Annotated in this window: 17 protein-coding genes; 9 read left to right on the forward strand and 8 right to left on the reverse strand. The window is 56.5% G+C overall.

Going from position 1 to position 18,193, the window contains the following annotated elements; translation table 11 throughout:
• Positions 1-5: 5 nt before the first annotated feature.
• Genes Mal65_RS26005 through Mal65_RS26025 form a run of 5 tightly spaced genes read left to right on the forward strand, consistent with a single transcriptional unit; the run spans position 6 to position 4,762 of the window.
• Positions 6-563 carry a hypothetical protein gene (locus Mal65_RS26005; RefSeq protein WP_145304407.1) on the forward strand — a complete coding sequence of 186 codons (558 nt, stop codon included), beginning with the start codon at positions 6-8 and terminating at the stop codon, positions 561-563.
• A gap of 4 nt (positions 564-567) precedes the next feature.
• Positions 568-2,742 carry a phage tail tape measure protein gene (locus tag Mal65_RS26010; protein ID WP_145304408.1) on the forward strand — a complete coding sequence of 725 codons (2,175 nt, stop codon included), beginning with the start codon at positions 568-570 and terminating at the stop codon, positions 2,740-2,742.
• Positions 2,739-3,518, forward strand: a complete 780-nt coding sequence (locus Mal65_RS26015; protein ID WP_145304410.1) for a hypothetical protein — start codon at positions 2,739-2,741, stop codon at positions 3,516-3,518. The genes Mal65_RS26010 and Mal65_RS26015 overlap by 4 nt, the downstream gene beginning before the upstream one ends.
• Positions 3,519-3,531: 13 nt before the next feature.
• Positions 3,532-4,296 carry a hypothetical protein gene (locus Mal65_RS26020; RefSeq protein WP_145304412.1) on the forward strand — a complete coding sequence of 255 codons (765 nt, stop codon included), beginning with the start codon at positions 3,532-3,534 and terminating at the stop codon, positions 4,294-4,296.
• Positions 4,297-4,300: 4 nt separating this feature from the next.
• Entirely contained in the window at positions 4,301-4,762 is a 462-nt protein-coding gene (locus Mal65_RS26025; protein ID WP_165701550.1) for a hypothetical protein, read from the forward strand.
• A 502-nt stretch (positions 4,763-5,264) separates the two neighbouring features.
• On the opposite strand, the gene Mal65_RS26030 is transcribed toward Mal65_RS26025, so the two are convergent.
• Positions 5,265-6,125: a hypothetical protein gene (locus Mal65_RS26030; protein ID WP_145304415.1), complete on the reverse strand. Its 861-nt coding sequence runs from the start codon at positions 6,123-6,125 to the stop codon at positions 5,265-5,267.
• A 328-nt stretch (positions 6,126-6,453) separates the two neighbouring features.
• Positions 6,454-7,104, reverse strand: a complete 651-nt coding sequence (locus Mal65_RS26035; protein ID WP_145304417.1) for a CHRD domain-containing protein — start codon at positions 7,102-7,104, stop codon at positions 6,454-6,456.
• A 787-nt stretch (positions 7,105-7,891) separates the two neighbouring features.
• Here Mal65_RS26035 and Mal65_RS26040 point away from each other — a divergent pair.
• The 3 genes from Mal65_RS26040 (at position 7,892) to Mal65_RS26050 (ending at position 11,209) form a co-directional block, all read left to right on the forward strand.
• Positions 7,892-8,113: a hypothetical protein gene (locus Mal65_RS26040; protein ID WP_145304419.1), complete on the forward strand. Its 222-nt coding sequence runs from the start codon at positions 7,892-7,894 to the stop codon at positions 8,111-8,113.
• Positions 8,113-8,385 (forward strand): WYL domain-containing protein, encoded by a 273-nt coding sequence (locus Mal65_RS26045; RefSeq protein ID WP_145304421.1) that lies wholly within the window; start codon positions 8,113-8,115, stop codon positions 8,383-8,385. The genes Mal65_RS26040 and Mal65_RS26045 overlap by 1 nt, the downstream gene beginning before the upstream one ends.
• A gap of 304 nt (positions 8,386-8,689) precedes the next feature.
• On the forward strand, positions 8,690-11,209 hold the full coding sequence (locus tag Mal65_RS26050) for a DEAD/DEAH box helicase (protein ID WP_145304422.1): 2,520 nt from the start codon (positions 8,690-8,692) through the stop codon (positions 11,207-11,209).
• A gap of 922 nt (positions 11,210-12,131) precedes the next feature.
• On the opposite strand, the gene Mal65_RS26055 is transcribed toward Mal65_RS26050, so the two are convergent.
• The 4 genes from Mal65_RS26055 to Mal65_RS26070 form a co-directional block, all read right to left on the reverse strand.
• Positions 12,132-12,827, reverse strand: a complete 696-nt coding sequence (locus Mal65_RS26055) for a class I SAM-dependent methyltransferase (RefSeq protein WP_145304424.1) — start codon at positions 12,825-12,827, stop codon at positions 12,132-12,134.
• The gene (locus Mal65_RS26060) at positions 12,811-13,284 is read right to left on the reverse strand and encodes an Rrf2 family transcriptional regulator (protein ID WP_145304426.1); all 474 of its coding nucleotides are present in this window, start codon (positions 13,282-13,284) and stop codon (positions 12,811-12,813) included. Before Mal65_RS26060 ends, Mal65_RS26055 begins: the two co-directional genes overlap by 17 nt.
• A gap of 372 nt (positions 13,285-13,656) precedes the next feature.
• Positions 13,657-14,433, reverse strand: coding sequence for a glycine betaine ABC transporter substrate-binding protein (locus Mal65_RS26065; RefSeq protein ID WP_145304428.1), 777 nt, complete (start codon positions 14,431-14,433; stop codon positions 13,657-13,659).
• Positions 14,434-14,775: 342 nt separating this feature from the next.
• Positions 14,776-15,852, reverse strand: coding sequence for an L-dopachrome tautomerase-related protein (locus tag Mal65_RS26070; protein WP_196784450.1), 1,077 nt, complete (start codon positions 15,850-15,852; stop codon positions 14,776-14,778).
• Between the two features lie 562 nt (positions 15,853-16,414).
• Here Mal65_RS26070 and Mal65_RS26075 point away from each other — a divergent pair.
• The gene (locus Mal65_RS26075) at positions 16,415-16,798 is read left to right on the forward strand and encodes a hypothetical protein (protein WP_145304432.1); all 384 of its coding nucleotides are present in this window, start codon (positions 16,415-16,417) and stop codon (positions 16,796-16,798) included.
• Between the two features lie 133 nt (positions 16,799-16,931).
• Here the strand turns inward: Mal65_RS26075 and Mal65_RS26080 are convergent, their stop codons facing one another.
• Together Mal65_RS26080 and Mal65_RS26085 are read right to left on the reverse strand one after the other, a co-directional pair.
• Positions 16,932-17,315 carry a hypothetical protein gene (locus Mal65_RS26080; protein WP_145304434.1) on the reverse strand — a complete coding sequence of 128 codons (384 nt, stop codon included), beginning with the start codon at positions 17,313-17,315 and terminating at the stop codon, positions 16,932-16,934.
• 94 nt (positions 17,316-17,409) lie between these two features.
• A complete protein-coding gene (locus Mal65_RS26085) occupies positions 17,410-18,165 on the reverse strand; it encodes an endonuclease NucS domain-containing protein (RefSeq protein WP_145304436.1) in 756 nt (251 codons plus the stop codon).
• Between the last annotated feature and the right edge of the window lie 28 nt (positions 18,166-18,193).

Here is an 18,193-nt window from a genome sequence, read left to right on the forward strand (position 1 = left end):
GACCCGTGGTCGCCTTCACCCTTTCCGCCAAAGACTTCTTCATCGACCACGGCGCCGTCGCGAAAGCCGTCGGCGTGGCGAATTTCAAAGCCCTGCGATCCGCCGGGGCACTCGGCCGGACGCACGCCAGGCGTCAGATCAAGTTCACGAAGAACCGCGGCAAGACCAGCCAGCCCGGCAAGCCACCGCGAGCACACCGCCGCGGCAAAGGGATCAAGACGATCCTGTACGGCTATCATCGCCCCAGCGAATCGATGTTGATCGGTTACGCGAAACTGGGCGGTGTGGCGGGACGCGATGTTCCGTCGACGCTGGAGTATGGCGGGACGGCGAAGATCAGGGTTCGGCAAGTCCGCAAGGATCGCAACCGTCGGTCCAAGCGTTCCGGCACGCTCAGCGATTCCCAACGACGCAAGATCAAGCGTTACTACAGCCGGTATCAGTCCGACGTTTCGGTCAGCACGATGACGGTCCGCGTCCGCAAGCGTCCCAACATGGGGCCGATGCTCGATGCGATTCAACCGAAGCTTCCCGAGTTGTGGCGGGACCAGGTGAAAGGCTGATTCCATGAGCAGTGCATCGGTGCGGGCCGGCAAAGCCTATGTGGAAATCGGGGCTCGCGACAAAACTCAAAAGGTCCTCAAAGCGACCGAACGCCGGTTGAAAAACTTCGGCTCCTCGGTGACCGCGATGGGGGCCAAAGTCACCGCGGCCGGTGCGGCCGGGGCCGTCGCGCTGGGCGGCATCACCACCGTCTTCGCCGGCTTCGATCGCCAGATGGCCAACGTCGCCGCCAAGACCGGAGCGACCGGCGAAACACTGGAAGCCCTTCGCAGCAAAGCGAAGGAACTCGGCGCGACAACCGCATTCAGTGCTTCGCAGGCGGCCGAAGGCATGGGGTTCTTGGCCCAAGCCGGTTATGACGCCGACCAGATCCTGGCCGGGATCCCGCAAGTCCTGTCACTGGCCGCCGCTGGAGGATTGGAACTGGGCGAAGCGGCCGACATCGCCTCGGACGTCGGCAGTGCGTTCGGTTTGACGGCCGATGAACTGGGCCGCGTCAGTGACGTGATCGCCGCCACGGCCACGGCCGCCAACACGTCGGTCGGCATGATGGGTGAAACGTTCAAGTTCGTAGCGCCGATCGCCAAAGCCGCCGGCCAATCGATCGAAGAAACCTCCGCGGCCGCCGGCATCCTGGGCAACAGCGGGATCAAAGCCTCACAGGCCGGCACGGACTTGAAAAACGTGTTGGTGTCGCTCAGCAATTCGGCCAACGCAGACGCGTTCGAAGAACTGGGCGTTCAGATCAAGGATGCCGATGGCGAAATGCGGCCGATGTTGGACGTCATGCGAGACTACGGCGCGGCGACCGCCAACATGACCGGGCCGGAACGACTCAGCAAAGCGACCGCCCTGTTCGGAAAGATCAGCGCCAAGTCGGCTCTGATCCTGGCCGATTCGTCCGGCGAAGTCGATCGACTGCGTGGCGTGATGAACGATTCGGCCGGCGCCGCACAGCGGATGGCCGAAACGATGCAGGACGGCGTTCACGGGTCCCTGACTTCCGCCGGCAGTGCGGCCGAAGGACTCATGATCGCGATGGGCGAAGGCTTGAAACCGGTCTTGGTCAGCGTGCTGGATACCGGGACAAGCTTGCTACGCTGGGCCACCGACTTCATCAACCGCAACAAGTCGGTCGCCATGATCGTCGGCGGTACCGTCGCCGCCGTGACTCTGTTGGGCGTGGCGTTGGTGACTTTGGGCGGAATGGCAACGATGGCGGGAATGGCGATCGGTGGCGTCTCGATGGCGATCTCACTGGTGGCAGGAATCCTGGGCACCGTCGGTGCACCACTGTTGATCATCGCCGGGGTGCTTGCCGCGGTGACCGCCGGCGTGGTGGCAATGGGCTCCGCCTTCCTCTACTACAGCGGCGTCGGCAGCGATGCCGTGCAGCTTCTCAAAGACGGTTTCCGCGGCTTGCTATCGGTCGGCAAACAAACCCTGGGCGGCATCACGTCCGCGCTGATGTCGGGCAACATCAAAGACGCCGCCAAGATCCTTTGGGCCGGTGTCCGCGTCGTCTTCTTCAAAGGTGCCCATCACGCCACGATTGCCGTGACCAACATGGCCGTGAAGATGCACCAGGCGATGAAGAAAGTGGCGATCTGGGTCGCCAACACCTTCGTCGGCGTGTTCATCAAGCTGGCCAGTGCGGTGGAGAAGGCCAAGAACTTAGACTTCACCGGTGCGATGGCTTCGGCCTCTCAGATGCTCAGTGGCATCAGTGCGCAACTGGGAATCGGCACCGACAAGTCCTTCGCCGAACTTGGCAAGGAAGCCCAAGCGGATCTCGATCGACTGACGGCCAAGTATCAGTCCAAAACGCAGGGCGAAGGCAATGTGTCCGATGAACTGACCGGCGAAATGGCCGATGCCGACCGCAAGGCGCTCGAGGATGCGGTCAAGAAGTTCGACCCGGCCGCCGCCAAACCGGCCGACATCACCGCGCCCGCCGTCTCGGCCGGTGCCGCCGACGCGATCGACCAGGCCGCCGGCGGATCCGGATCGTCGATCGGCGGGACCACGTCATCGGCCGCCGCGGCGTTGATCGGATTCAGCGGTGACAACGCCACCAACCGGATCGCCAAAGCCACCGAGAAATCGGCTGACGCACTCGAACGCATCGACGAGAACCTGCAAGTCTCCGACCTGGGTGCCGGGGTGACGATCGCATGAGCATCAAGGTTTACGAACACTTCTATTTCGAAGACGGCGTCGACACAGCCAAAGGCGATGGCGACACGCGGCGGCTGGGTTACACGGTCACCGGAACCAATTTGCGGTCCGACGTGGTCGCCGCGGTGAAGCTGGAAGCGTCGGCCAGCTATGACGGACTGGAAATCCAAACGATCGAACCCAAGCAAACGGGCGATCAAATTTGGGACGTCTTTATCAACTACGGCACCCGCATCACTCAGTCGATGCGATACAGCTTCGACACGTCGGGCAATTCGGCCAGGATCACGCACGGCTTCAGCGAAACTCGATACGGCAGCGTTCCACCAATGGACGCGGCGTTGAACGTCCAGGACGGACGGGTCGAAGGCTTCGACAAAGTCATCCCGGGAATGAAGTTCAGCGTCACGCAGAACTGGAACAAGGCGTTCGTGACCGATGCCTATCTGTGGGAACTGGAAAACCTGACCGGGACGATCAACCGAGATCCGTTCCTGGGACGTGCCGCCGAAAGCCTGTTGTTCTTGGGGGCCAGCGGTGGCCAAGAATCCGCCGGCGATCCGGAGATCACCTATCACTACCTGGCCGGCCGCCACATTCAAAACCTTCAAATCGGCGACATCACGGGCATCAACAAAAAGGCCCATCAATTCATCTGGCCCGACTGGCGTGAAGAAGTCGACACGGGGACCCATCGGATCCGCAAGGTCGTCAAAGGGGTCTATGTGAACGACGTGGCCGAGATCGCCGACTGGTCGGACATGTTCCCGTACTGAGGATCGACCTGCGATGGCAAAGTATCACAAGGGCGATCGCGTTCGGACCATCAGCCGGCGTTACCTGGATCGGACACACGCGACCAACGAAGCCGCCGATGCCGGACGGTTCACCACGTCGCCACCGATGATGCCGGGGCTGCATCGAAACCGCACGCCCGTCCGCGTCATCAACCGGTCGGGTGCCACGCGCTCACGCTGGTCGGTGATGCGAGTGACCGGGATGGCGATCGATCCATCGCAGGACGAAGACTCTGCCGCTCGGCAACCGGTGCTGGAGGTGGAACTGCAAAGTTCATCCAACACCCAAGGCGTTCCGGTGGTGCTGTGGGAACCTCTCCAAGATGACCAGATCGGCGAAGCCACGATCAGCGGCATCACGCCGGTATTGTGCGAAGACGTCGGACCATCGGCCGAGTTCTTGATCCCGGTCGACGGCCAAGAGTCCGCGGATGCTTCCGACTCCGGACCCATGCAAGTGATCTGGTCGCCCGAGCTGGCAGCCGACCCACGACCCCCGGCAATCGTGCACTTGGGATCGGTCCCCGGTGCCGGTGAATCGGAATGGTTTTATCAATTCGAATTGACCTCCGACCCCAGTGCAACCGAAGGGACCGCGGACATCACCGACGGCGCCGGCAACGCTATCGGTTCGGCGACGGTTTACGATCCGCGCTCGATCTTCTTCGACGTCCTCCTCAGCGGTGACGGAGGCTACTGCATCAAATCCGGCGGCAAGTATTACGCCGTGAACGCCAACTGCCCGGCCCGGAGTTGATGACGTGAACTGGTTCGGTCCTTCCGGTTCGTGTGGCTGTTGCGGATGCGTTCGCGGCCAACACTTCAAAGTGACGCTACACGGTCTGACGTACACGCGGACGGTTTACCCGCCGCCGATGACCAGCACCAGCGGCGAGCAGACATTCGACGCTTCCGACACCCGCTGCGAAATCGTCGCCGCGTTCCCGGCGAAAACAATCGCCAACGTCGACTACAACGGCGACGGAATCATCGATGAATCCGATGGGGTGATAAGCTGCGAACTAAACGTCTATATCACCTGGTCCGCGACCGGCGTGTTTGTCATCTCCTTGGAGTTCATCGGCGAAGCCTACACCGGCGACCTGATTGAACTAACCGACATCGGCCTGGGCAACCATGCGGACACCGTCACGTGGAACCACACGTCGCCGCCCTACACGACGGAAGTTTCGTACGACTTCACGGTGGAACTGTTGCCGTGATCACCAAGGCAGAAGCCGAACGAACCTTCTCCGACCACTGCCGGGCAGGATGCGTTCACTTTCGGTTATCAACGGATGGCAGAAACCGGCCGGTGACCGGCTGTGATTTGTTGGCCTGTCCCCAGAAGGTATTTCGAAGGATCCAACTCGGACGCGGATGCCCGGCGCACCCGCCACGCTTCGCCCCAGCCGATCGCCAGGGTCCCGGGACGGAACTGTTGAAGATCATCCCGGACCTATTCCATCGCTGCGACTGTGACTGCGACGACTACGCGGCGAAGATGGACCGCTGGGGTGTCGCCGGCTGCGAACGTCGCTTCGATCGCATCGTCGATCATCTCTGCCGCCAAGCCGAATCACTTCTCATCCTCGGCCACGCCACCACCCTGCATCGCCCCATCGCCCAACACTGGGTGCGCCTTGCGATTGAACGATCGCGAGACGAAAGGACTGCGAACCAAACTCGGAAGACGCATCGAGCTTCCGATCAACGGATCGAAGACTAGCGTGATGCCGTTGACGTCTTTGCGGCGAATCGTCGTCGAAAGAATCCACATCCCGCCCCGGCAGCAGCAATGAATCCAACAAACATATTTGGCTCTGGCACTGCGGAAACAGATAGAAACTTAGAGTTCAGATACGTGGTCAACTCGGGCGAAAGCTGCGTGTCGCTCGGCAAGATGGTCGTCCCCAACTTGGCCGGCTGACCCAGTGCCTTCCGAAGGAGGTTGTGCATCAAATAGTGGCCGCCACCAGATGTCGACATGTGATGCGTGTCTCGGTACAGATCCGATAGCTTGTCGATCGGCGCGTTGCCATTCTCAATATCTAGTGCAATCTCATAAAGCACCTCGGCTGACTGAGTGCGAACAAGCTTGCGGTCAGGGAAAGCCTCATGAAGTGCATCCATGAGTCGGTCAAAGTAATCTCTCGAGATCCTCGTTTCGGTCGTTTCTGTTTCGTCGACGTACGCTTCAAAATGGGTCTCGTGAGTGTTCCACCCGGTATGCACAACGAAGGTCGCGTTCGGCTGCTTCCTCATCCAGTTTGAAATGATCTCAAGATCCTCATCGAAGGTAGAACCGAGATAGGGCTGAACGGTGACGAAGTCATAGTCCTTCGATGCCAACGCCACCGGCCAAGGCGTCGAGGACGTCACACAGTGACCCTCTGGGTTCTCGTTGATGAACGAAAGCGACTTGCCGCAGTAAATGTGCCAGTCGACGTCACCGGATAGATAGGGTGGAAGAGAGTCCCACGTCAGCGAATTACCAATCGTCAGGATGGAGTCACCATTGGCCTTCGGTGCAACGATGCCGATCAGTGCGGCAACAAGAACGAAAACGCGGTTGGGCCTGAACATCGGAAGTCATCTGCAGAGGGGTCAGCTAATGTTTAAGCGACCAACCCTAACGGAACACCGCTCACTGTGAAGGAGTAAGCTTGTCCCACCCAACGGATTTCATCGAGTTTTCTTCGCTCGTTCGAGGATCCATCAACCAGCTGCCCAAGATTGGGGAAAAGCACCCCACTATTGTGACTGCACAGAGCCGCCAGCCTATTCAATAGACCTGGCTCCGCACAAAGGCGACCCACCGACGAAATTCGACCCACCGGCGCAAGAAGAAAGCGTCCGCCATACGACGGACGCTTTCTCGATTCGTTCAATGTTGCCACGTCGGTGCCAGAGCCTACTTCCGGTTTCGACGCACACGCCGGGCCACACCGCCCACCGCGATCGCCCCCAAGAATGCCATCGACGCCGGCTCGGGGACCGCGGTCACGCTTCCGCGAAGCTCACCGCCACCGAACGAACCACTGTGGATGTTGACGTAGTAGCGACCATCAAGCAGTGCGTCTTCGGCGGCTTGATCGGGCATGGTGACCGTACCGGCCAGCGTTCCGCCGGTGGCTCCGAACGCGATAGTCGGCGTCGAAAGGGTCACGTTTGCATCGGCGCCCGAGTTCAGGTTGAACGCGATACCGCCGGTCGAGTTGAAGATGTCGCTACCGGCCGAAACGACATGCAAGTGAATACCGGACGCAACGTTCGCCAAGCCTCCACTGAGGTTCTGGAAAGTGAACTCGAAGTTCAGAACGTTGGTGTCGGTATCGTAAAAGAAACCGCCACCCGATTCGCCGCCCGATGCATTCGACACCGATCCCGGGATGATCGGCGTGTTCGCACCGACTTCGTTTCCAGGCAACAAACCGATGCCGGCGTTGCCTTCCAACTGAAAGTCAATCAATGCGGCGGAGCTGCTGCCGGCGGATACGCCCAAAAGGACGACGCATCCCATGGCGATCAGGCCGGCGCGGATTCGGACCAGAGAAATACCCATGTCATGTCTCACGTCTAGGAAAAATGGGGAACATAGAACGGTCCCGCAATGTAGCGCCCCGCACAGCCGACATGGCCCTCGTCAGACGTAGGGTGCGAAAGATTCGTACAGAGTCACCGGGAGACGCCCTACAAAATTCGGAATGCAACCGGTTGCCGATATAGAAGTGCACCGGCGTGCACGTGTCCGGATCGGGCCACCACGTGCATCCAACATCGATACCGCCACGTGTGTTGGCAAAGCTTGCGGCTACGGACCAGCGACAAGAGATCGGAGCGACGTTGCCATGTTCCAATTGCCGGAGTACCAGACCACTTCGCTCTCAGCGTTCCGATTTCATAGTGACACAGTGTCGTCATTTTGACACTCTCACCATATCACTTGCAATGAGTTACATCATTGACTGGGCGACACTCATCCTTGCAATCGACAATCCATTAGCATGCCGACTTCAATTCACCACGTTGGAAGAATCCGGAGTTGAAACGGCGACCTGTGACGCCGGCTCCGGGTCCAGAGCGGTGGTTTTTAGGCGCTCACGTAAGCGCACACAAAAACCAGAAATTCGCCTCAGACACGCGTTTTAGACACCTGATTTGAGATTTTAAATCCCCTGTGTCTGCCAATTCCACCACCCGGGCTGGGCTGGAACGATCGGGGGCCACGCGGTGGTGGCTGATCCCAATCGTCGGTGTTTTCCCAATATCGGTCCATTCAAACGACCGATGCAGCACGACCAGTGTTGAGCCCAAAGCCCGGTTGTGCAAGACAGGCAACGAAAGCCGCGATGGCGACCCGCTCTCTCCGAGCCGAACGCTGTGAGACGGACTTGGCGGGCCTGGCACAGTTGCTTCGCCGGGTCCGGATGACGGGCGGCTTTCCGACGTCACCGCCCCAGCGTCCCGAACATCCTCGGCCGACGATGCGATCGGCCGGCGAAGACCGACGCGTGCCGGTTCACGACCGGAAACGGGAACTTGCCACACAGTTGGCGGCGGAGCTGGGGTGATGACCGAGCGAGAATTGAAACGGATGCGATCGTTACTGATGAAAGCCGGCGATCCTAATCGCTATGCTGCGCGAATCCAATACATCAACGCCGACGGCAAAGTGACGGATCGCATCATCAGTCCCATACGCATGACCACACCCACAACCGTCCGTGCCCTTTGCCTCCAAAGGGAGGAGGTCCGCCAATTCCGCTTGGCATCGATCCGGACGATTGAACTGGTCCCGGCTCATGAGGTGTTGGCTGGTGCAAAGCCCTCTGGACATCTGTAGTCGACCGCCAATCTGCGATTGAGATCCCAATTCATGTCGCCGCTGTCGGCCACCGGAGTGCTGGAACGCAAAAGTAACCTGCGTCGATCGACTCGGACGACAAAACCCCCAACACAAGACCCGACCCCAGCGAAGCCACCACTAGATTTAAGAATTGAGCGAAACCTGCAATACGAACCAATGTCCATTTGGGTGACGGCTTCGCCCACCTACTGAAACTGATACACTCTTCTACCGGGGCACAGTAGGTCAGAATTCGAGAATTCACTTGTGTTCCAAATCGCTTGCAACGGGAGCACAACAAATGGTCGATTTTGGCAAACTGAGAAAGGCTTCAAAGAAAGAAAAATCCCCCGACCCACTAGAGATATTTAGAAGACTGCCAAAACCACCGGGAATCAACGATCTCTATAACAGCCAAGCGGAGGTTTTAAAATCGTGGTTCACTAATCGAAACCGAAAAGACACGGTGCTCAAGCTTCACACGGGTGGCGGGAAAACACTTGTCGGTCTTCTAATGGCGCAGTCGTCACTCGACGAGTTGGGTGAACCCGTACTCTACTTGGCACCGACAGTGCAACTCGTCAATCAGACGTTGGACAAAGCCAAGCTGATGGGGATCGCTGCCGTTCCGTATCGAAACGGACAAGACCTCGACGAAAACTTCGTCAACGCCAATTCGATCATGGTTGCGACTTACAACGCATTATTCAACGGACAGAGTAAGTTTCGTCTAAGGGAAAGAGGTCATTATCAGCAGGTAGGTGCTGTGATTCTTGATGACGCTCATGTTGCATTTTCCGTTATCCGAGATGCGTTCACGTTGGAGGTAAAGAAAAAGAACGACAAGGACCGTTATCAATCACTTACAGGATTGTTTCGCAAGTCTTTCTCTGACTGTGATCGCCTTGGCATCTTTGACGATGTTGTCGGTGGTCGAGAGTATGCAGTTCTGGAAATTCCCTACTGGGCCTGGGACGAACAGATCGGCAGTGTTCGTGAGCAGTTAAAGACAGACGCCGAAGAGCACCCTTTTCACTGGCCCCTGCTTCGGAACGAACTTCATCTTTGTCACGGGTTGATAAGTCGTGACGCGTTTACGGTAACACCAATTGTTCCGTTGATACGGACATTCCCAACATTCAGCGACGCTCCAAGACGAATTTTCATGTCCGCTACGATCGCCAACGATGGGGATATCGTTCGGACCTTTGACGCTGATCCCAACGAAATAAAGTCGCCGTTGACGTCGCGATCCCTTGCCGGGGTCAGTGAACGAATGATTCTTATTCCAGACCTCATGAAGTTTAAGAGTGATCGAGAGTCGATCGCAGAACTGGCGAAATGGACTTCAAAGCAAAGAAAAGGCTCGGTAATTCTCGTTTCATCCGATAAAGCCGCCGAAAATTGGAGCGATGATAGCACTGTGGCAACCGGATCTGCCGAAGTCGGAAAACTCGTTGATGAATTACAGAACGGAAGCCACTTCGGCCCCGCTGTCTTTGCAAATCGATACGACGGAATCGACCTTCCCGGCGATTCGTGCAGGCTACTCGTCTTGCAAAACCTTCCAAAAGGGACCTCTAACTACGAACTATTTCGTGCTGCGGCTTTGGCAGGAGGTGCCTCATTGGTTCAAATGCTCGCTCAACGAATCGAGCAAGGTATCGGTCGGGGAGCACGAGGTTCGGGTGACCACTGCGTGGTTATTATGTCCGGCCCTGATCTTGCTGGCTGGCTCGCTAAAAACGCAAATTTTATGATGCTTACTAGTGCTACAAGAGCACAAATTGAGATGGGTGTTCAGATAAGCGAAGCAGTCGAATCGGTCGAGGAATTATCCGAGACAATCGCTCGAAGCTTTGCACGAGACCCCGATTGGACTGAATTCCACGCGGAGACCTTGGCTGAACTTGAAAGTGGAAACGAAATTAATGAGGATCGTTTCTCACTCGTTTCAATTGAGAGAAAGGCGGTAAACCTCTGGCAAGACGGTTACCACGAAAAAGCCATTTCAAAGATCGAAAAGGTAATTGATAATGCGAGTGGCGATATCGACAGGCAATCTTTGGGATGGATGGCACAGCTTGCGGCACGGATTGCGTCGCACTGGGGTGTCAAACAGAGAGCCGAGGAGTTTCAAAAACACGCATTTAGCTTCAACCGGAACCTGCTTCGACCGCGAGTCAAGCCGCCATACGAAAGTCTTCCAGCACCAGATGAACAAGCTGTAGCAATCGCTAAACGCATAGAAGAATATCGACTTCGCCAAGGGATTCTGAGAAGCTTTGAAGACACTGTTTCTCATTTGCATGATGAGGCCTCAGCTACATTGTTTGAAGCTGCGCTGGCGGAACTAGGGAGATTCATCGGTCTTTTCGCAGAACAGCATGACACAAACGGTGAAGGTCCAGACGTGCTCTGGCTCTTGCCGATCAAATGCGGTTTCGTCATCGAAGCAAAGAGTCGAAAGAAGCCTAAGAACGAATTGACGAAAACGCAGCACGGCCAACTGCTTGTCGCTGCTGAATGGTTCAAGGCAAATTATCCCGATTATGAATGCGTCCGAGTCAGTATGCACCCCAAAAATGAAGCACTGAAAAATGCTTCGGCGGAAGCATCTCATGCATTGACGTATGAAAATCTGGCGAAAATGGTGACCGAAACCCGAATTCTGCTTACAGAGATTTGTGAGTTGCAAAATACGGGAGCAGACCTTGTCAACGCATGTGGCAGACTGATCGAGCGATCGAACCTATCCGCAAAAACAATTGCCTCCACCTACTTTGTTCCGTTTGAGCAAATCAAGAGAAAATCTGAGTAGGTCGGCAGCGTTCATTGAGGCAGCCGCCGGCCGACGCCGGATTGGCATAGGCCGACGATGATGCGCAAGCCCTAGGTTCTTCCGGACCGGGGGTTTGTTCTTACCCGACACGAAGATACCGGGAGGGGAGAGAGTGTTTGTTTCGCGCCGGAGACTTGTCCGACCTCCGGCGATCGCCGATACCGACCACCGCTGCGCGGACGGCCGGCAACGGCAATCGCCTTCGGGCCAAGTTCCTTCTGCAAATCAGCGGGCAAACGATCAATGAAGAAACAAGTCTCACTTCGCACCGTGCTGTTGGGGTGTACCGGCTTCGCGATCGTTCTGTTTGCAGGGCGTCTCTATCGTGATCACCTAACTCGGACCAATTTTCGTCTTCGCGACGAGATAGCCACTCTGAATAATTCGATCCGTGGCAACGTTTCGAAAGGGAGCTACGACATCAGCATCGTCAACGACGATTGCGGTGGACAGTGACCAAACAAAGAGAGCCCGGATCGCAAGTCTCCAGGCTCGATTCGAAAGCAACCGTTTTCGTGAAGCTTGTCTGCCTGAGGGTCCCCCAAAAGTTTTGGTGAACCCAGACCTGCCGACAGAAGAGATCGCCCCGCTTCCGCATACAAAACCGCGCAACGAAGTCCCCGAAGGCGAACACTACACCGGCGGGTACCCATTTCCTGGCGTACTTGCATGCGGACCAGAGCGAGATCATGGATCGCAACACGCGCGCGTATCAGCAGACTGTCGAGATGCTGAACGAGACACGCGCGACCCCGGCTTAAACCCGCCTGGTGATCGATGCCGCGGGAATCGAAACACAGAGACACTGATTGCTACCGAGGATCAGCTCTACGCTCTCTGCGGCTTTGCATTTCGTCGGCTCACGCAACGAAAGATAAACCATCAACGGCCGTGTCTGTCTTTAGGCGTATGACACCCAGCCTCGGAAAGCGAACCCGGCGTAAAACAGCTCGACGTTCGTGAAGCCCGCCTCTTGCAACAACGCTTCGTCTTGTTGGGGTTCGAGAATGGTCAGATAAGCATCGACCGCCTTTCGAAACTGCGATGCCTTTTCCGCATCCACGGCGGGACGAACCATGTAAGCTGCGTACCGTGAAAGCCACCGCTCGCGCGCACCATCGGCTTGAGGGAAACTCAGGTGCACCACGATGAACGGTGCTTGTGGCCCGAGTCGCTGACGAATGGCGGTCAACATCTTTCGTCGCTCTTCGAAGTCTGCAAAATGCATCGTCAAAATGCACGTGGCCGCATCAAACGGCCCCTCCGGCGCAGCATCGACCTTGCCCTCGTGCAGTCTGACTCGCGAGGCAAGCGGCCCCAGCGTTTGCTCGGCAAGTTGCAACATTGCCGGGGAAGGATCCACGCCATCAAACTCCCAGCTCGGTTCCGCTTCGGCGAACACCTTCATCTCCAGTCCGCCGCCGGCTCCGACGACCAGGATACGGCCGTGGCTCTGCACCCGCTCGGTCAACAACAATGCCGCCATCCGCTGCATGTCCGCGAACCCCGGAACGGCAATCGGTGGCGAATCCACATATTTCGCAACCGCTTCCGGGGCGTGAAAAGCCGCTTCCAAAAATTCAGCTTTGGAGTCCATGTCGGTTCCGTTTGGCTTTCAGGGAAATGCCTTTCGCTTCGAGGCGTTGGTGGCAATCGGCGCTCAGCGAGGCGAGCGTGACTTCCCCCAACCGCCGAAGCAGCAGTTGTTCGGCTTCGTCAAACGTCCTGCCCAGTGCGGCGTTCACGGATTGCTCCACCAAACAACCCGGTGCTTCCGTGCGATTGCCCATTGCCAACAACCCCGGGCTGCCCACCGCCTCGTAGATGTCCAGCAAAGTGACCTCGGCCAGCTCGCACGCCAAAGTCCAACCACCTCCGTGTCCCTTGGCGCTTTGCACATACTGCCGCTCGCGAAGCCCCGCCATCAGACGACGCACCACGACAGGATTCGTGTCGATGATTTTCGACAAATCGTCCGAAGTCACCGGTTCGTCCAGCTCCGCCATGTGCAACAAAATGTGCAGGACGCCGGATAGCCTGCTATCTCGCTTCATGTAACTTACGTTATTACATGAAGGTGGCGTCGTCAAGTTCGGCTTGGAAAGCCATGGAGGCTTCTGCCGTTGACGCGAACAGCCACACGTTGTGGCTACCAGATTAGAACGCTCGCTATTGCGAATCCAAATTTGCATACGGCACCGAACCGAATGCAATTCTCAAACAGCAGGTCGCCCTCTTGTTGGACCGGTGCTTTCGATTCCCGACGGCCAGGGCCGCAACGCCGTGTATCTGGCCTCCAAGGTCCTGCCGCTGGTGCTCTGCGGCCACCACTCTGAACGATGGACTGGCTTCAAACACGCCAACAACACGGTTCGATTGGGGACTTCATAGGTGATCCACGCTTCGGCCCCGCGTATCCGCAATCCCTACCGTGCATCAAGCCAATTCTTCGTGACTTCATCAAGCGGTTGATTCTCTCGGCAAATTTGGTAGTCCAACTCGGCGATGATTTCGTTGGACCAACGCAGGCTGTCGAGCGTTTTCAATTCGTCTTCCGTGAAAAGAGTCGACTGGTCATCGCGCAAAAGCAGAACCGCTTTGTCGACAACGCCCAGCAAACCCTTCGGCTCTCTCAGCTCTCGAATCTTGTGTTTGAAGTGCAGGAACTGCGGCTTCCATAGCGGGACGACGACCCATTCACCGTTCTCGACCGCATGCTCAAACGTGGTGAAGCAGTCTTCTTCACTGCCCGTGTGAAACCGGTATCCCGCATCGTTCAATCCGTATTCGCTCATCATCGCGATGGAGAACCGAGTGATACCCGCCCCCGGATTGATGCCCTGAATATCACGCTTCATTTTGTCGGACACGTCGGGCTTGAGCAGGTCAGCGACTTCGGCAACCGCGGATTCGGGAACGTAGTCGGGGACTCCCCAGAGTGCATACGGTTCGTAGTGCAGGCCGAGAACTCGAAGCGGAACGGTTTCTTCGACCTCCGCTTTGTAGCCGCCATGGCTCGACGGTAGCCAAGCCGACGCCAGCATCTGCGTCTCACCTGCTTTCAACTTTTGAAAGTTGGCTTCGTGTGGCGAGTAAATCCGTTCGACCTCGATTCCCATGCCATTCAGAACATGCGCCGTCAACGATCCCGCGACTCGATGAAACGAAAGATCGGTGATGCCAAGCGTGATAAGCCGCGTCATTTTCTTAACCCTTTTCGTTGCTGTTTGAATAGCCGGTCTTGGATCAACCAATCTTTGTCATCTCGTGCAATGTGAACTCTTCGACGGCTCCTTCCGTCGCGGCCATGCAACTCCATGCACCTCATCCTGGTTCGAACATTGAACAGGCAGACATGACCTCTTGATTAGGCAGACGGGCAAATCGTATTAAGTTCAGCAACCCGACGCGCTAGTTTTAAAGTTGCGCTTTCTGGTAACCCGACTCGCGAGCGAGGAACGAATTGGCAAAGAACGCGGTCTATCGCTTACGCGTCGGATTGCCATTTGTCGTAGAACTCCTGTCCGCCTGCAAAAAAACTGCAATTAGCGGCCGATCAGACCGGACGCCAGTGGTTTGAATCGGAAGATGAAGAACGGTTTCGATGTCTTGTCTGTGCCACCATTGAACGGTGCGCCAAGATGCACCTGAGCGGCAGACACGTACATCAAGCCGTCGTGATTGAAGCTGATGCCGTCCGGCCATTGCATGCGATCGTCGAATGCGAGCTGCGTGTATCGTCGATCGCTGGCCGAGACCACGCCGATGCTGCAGCTTTCCACATTGGTCGAGTAGACATTGCCAGCGGTGTCGATCGAGAGCCCACCGTTGTTGACCTTGGGACTGTACGTTTCCACCGCCGTCGCCAATTCGTCTTGCGACAAGGTCTCGTCGGCGATCGCTTTCATCGGCACCCGATAAAGCTTCTTGCCGCACAAGGGAGCGAAGTAAAGCCACTCGCTGTTCGCATCCAAAGTGATCCCGTCACAGCCAACCAGGACAGGAACTTTTTCGCCGTCGCTTTCGACCGTCATCGGTTCGCCGTCGATCATGATCGGTGAATCTTTATCGGGCTGCGTCATCGAGCGGCCTTCGAGCAACCGGCGAGTGGATCCGGTTTTCAAGTCGACGACAACGAGAGCGGCTTTCGATCCATCACCACCGCGGCCGATCCCTTCGTCGGCGATCACCGCAAGCTCGCGCTTGGGGTCGATCACGAAGTCATTCAGTTGCGAAGTCGGCCGACTTGCTGGTGCGGGGATGTAGTAGATTCGGTGAAGCTCATTCGACGTCGTGTTCCAACCGACCAGTTTCGGGGTGATGTTGTTTCGCGTCCCCATGTCCAGCATCCAAACAACTCCCTGATCATCGTTGCGAATGCCCAGTACATCATCGAGATACCAGTCGTTCTCCTCGCGTGGTGTGTTCCATTGCTTGTTGGGAAATGGCGAGACGATCTTCTTGTCTGCGTCATACGTTGCGACACGAATTTCCGGTTTGAAGAACGGATGGTGGCTAAAGACCAGCTGACCATTCGGCTTGAAAGCGATGTTGCCAACCGCTTGATCGAGAGACGCGTACAACTCGAGTTCGGTCTTGGCGGTCGACGACTCTTGCGACACGGCCGGAGTTACGAAGCCGCAGCAAAGCAGCGCGGCAACGAAACAATTCGAAAAGGCCCGCTGGTAAGTTCGGATTCCGATTTTTGGAAGGCGACGACTCATTGCTTTTTGCGGTCCGTTCTTGAAGAGAAATTGCCTTTTTGAATCGAAAAACCGATACTATCGGTACTACAGAAAACATCAAGAACGAACATTTTGGGTACCTAGTATCAATTTGGTCCCCCCTTCAAGCCGCAACACAAAGACGATGAAAAGCCAGCTTGCCAGGTGGGGGCAACACCGGAGTTGATCGGAGGCCAGTGGAGTGGAATCGTCCTGGCTGTGCAAAACCACTCCGGACAATATTGCAGGCCTTTTCTGGCTCGGAATGGTTGTTGTGATGCGTTTCCACTCTCTCGACCAGTCTCGAAACGAAGCGAAAACGAACGCGTCTGCGTCCCTGGCAATCTGTGCCGGTCATCTTCAGCGACACGATGGGATTCCGAAGACGCCCGCGTAAACGAGAGCACCTCACAACGCCACCCCAATCATTCCAGGATCGGCCAGGGAATCAGTCGCACGAATGCTGGCCGAGTTGGAGTTTGTGGAGAACCATCCGCCGGGGACCACGCTGCAAGGCTTCGCGATGGACTTCCGCAGCGGCGACGACTACAGCGGCAACCGAGCCCGGCGGATCAACATCACCGGCACCGGTGCGGACCTGGCCGGCAAGAAGGTTCAGTTGCAAGGCTGGCTGAACGACCTGGTCCAGATCAGTCACGAAGTCGACATCCTTGGGACACCGGGATCGCATTACATCCTGCTGGATCCCGACACCGCGACCACGGCCACCTGGCCACCGAATTACTACCTGGGCCTGCTACGCATCAAGCACAACGCGACGACCTTCCAAACCATCTGGGAAGGCACCCTACGCATCCACGCGTTCCCATCACCAGGGATCTAGAGCTGCCGGTCAACGGCGACCGCAAGCGATTACTCGAAAAGCTCGGTCGGATGTCTTTGCTATTTGGAAGGAAAAGAACCTCCTTCCCGCGTTTGTCCTTGTCCTTCTCGCAGACAAAGATCGCGACAATCGATCATCGGTCAGAAAACAGGACAAACCAAACCTTGTCGTGATACCAAGATCCGCTACCACGGGGAGTCACAAATTCAAACCGCCTGCCATCCTGGTCGGGAACGATCTCCCATTCGTTGCTTTCACACCACGAATGGAACTCGCTCCGCGGCAAATTGAACTTGATTGTCGCAGATGCGCCAGGCGTGTATCGAACATAGACGTTTGCTGCGTCCTCAGGAATCGTCGCAAACCCCTTGAGCGCCCTGTTGGCGGTCTCCGCAGTCGCATTGCTAACCGCAACTGTGCCAAAAGTTCGTGCAAACCATGTCGCGGCAGCAAGGCAGATCGCGATCAGCGTCAACGCGAGAAACAAATCGCGTAGTGAATATCGAATCTTGCCCATGATCTTTGTGTACCACGCTGGCCGAGAATGGCGTTGAGACGCGAAAAGCCCCCCGTCCCTTAGATTTGACCAATGATGCAGGATTTCCGTTGGTCTATTCCCCATGCTCCTTGCCGACTTCCGACAATACCAAAGACAATTCATATTCGAATAATTGGATGTCATCAAGCAATGAGCAAGCAAGCAACAAGTCTTCGCTGATATCCCGCGCAATGATGATGCCGCGTACCCGTTGCCCGCTATCGGCCTGGTTCTTCTTGATCCAGGCCATGTAACGCATCAATTGCCCCACAACGCGGTCATACCCGCGCGAGACTTTCAGTTCGATGACAACATAGCTATTCGTGTGATCTACTGCGAGAATATCGATATATCGCCCGCCCACCGGGAATTCGATTCCATTTATTCCTTCTTCTTCGTACAGTGTGAGGCCCGCCTCAATGATTGAGAGATTTTTTGACAGATAATTCCGCAAATCTCTTTCGTAGGCGAATTCGTTGGACGGTTGAATTTCCGATTCGTCTTCGCCGGTTGGCAGCGTTGGTTTGCGTCCGTTGACAGTGCAAATTGGGGCGGGATCGGATTCTGTGGAATAAAGGCGGTAATGGCCGCTATCGATTTGGAAGAATAGGTCGTCGTCGCCGGGCTTTGCGCTATAGTGCAGTCGGCTTTGCGCGTTTGTGGAAAGACGAATTAGGTGTGCTGTGATCGTTCCCTGCTTTATCTTCGGGTAGTGCTCAGCGAACCAGTCAAGAGCTCGTTGGCGTGTGAAAGCTTCACCAGGCTGCAGCGCAAACTCGCTGGCCATATCGTGCATAAGCAATCGAACTGGTTTGTCGTAGATAGCCACGGATTGCATTGCCTCATATGAAAAAACG

The sequence above is a fragment of the Crateriforma conspicua genome (genome assembly GCF_007752935.1).
In the GTDB taxonomy this organism is placed as follows: domain Bacteria; phylum Planctomycetota; class Planctomycetia; order Pirellulales; family Pirellulaceae; genus Crateriforma; species Crateriforma conspicua.

Coding starts and splice junctions, on each gene's coding strand:
- Mal65_RS26010 (WP_145304408.1), top strand. CDS start 568: ATGAGCAGTGCATCGGTGCGGGCCGGCAAAGCCTATGTGGAAATCGGG.
- Mal65_RS26015 (WP_145304410.1), top strand. CDS start 2,739: ATGAGCATCAAGGTTTACGAACACTTCTATTTCGAAGACGGCGTCGAC.
- Mal65_RS26020 (WP_145304412.1), top strand. CDS start 3,532: ATGGCAAAGTATCACAAGGGCGATCGCGTTCGGACCATCAGCCGGCGT.
- Mal65_RS26030 (WP_145304415.1), bottom strand. CDS start 6,125: ATGTTCAGGCCCAACCGCGTTTTCGTTCTTGTTGCCGCACTGATCGGC.
- Mal65_RS26045 (WP_145304421.1), top strand. CDS start 8,113: ATGACCGAGCGAGAATTGAAACGGATGCGATCGTTACTGATGAAAGCC.
- Mal65_RS26065 (WP_145304428.1), bottom strand. CDS start 14,433: ATGACGCGGCTTATCACGCTTGGCATCACCGATCTTTCGTTTCATCGA.
- Mal65_RS26050 (WP_145304422.1), top strand. CDS start 8,690: ATGGTCGATTTTGGCAAACTGAGAAAGGCTTCAAAGAAAGAAAAATCC.
- Mal65_RS26035 (WP_145304417.1), bottom strand. CDS start 7,104: ATGGGTATTTCTCTGGTCCGAATCCGCGCCGGCCTGATCGCCATGGGA.
- Mal65_RS26080 (WP_145304434.1), bottom strand. CDS start 17,315: ATGGGCAAGATTCGATATTCACTACGCGATTTGTTTCTCGCGTTGACG.
- Mal65_RS26055 (WP_145304424.1), bottom strand. CDS start 12,827: ATGGACTCCAAAGCTGAATTTTTGGAAGCGGCTTTTCACGCCCCGGAA.
- Mal65_RS26075 (WP_145304432.1), top strand. CDS start 16,415: ATGCTGGCCGAGTTGGAGTTTGTGGAGAACCATCCGCCGGGGACCACG.
- Mal65_RS26040 (WP_145304419.1), top strand. CDS start 7,892: ATGGCGACCCGCTCTCTCCGAGCCGAACGCTGTGAGACGGACTTGGCG.
- Mal65_RS26060 (WP_145304426.1), bottom strand. CDS start 13,284: ATGAAGCGAGATAGCAGGCTATCCGGCGTCCTGCACATTTTGTTGCAC.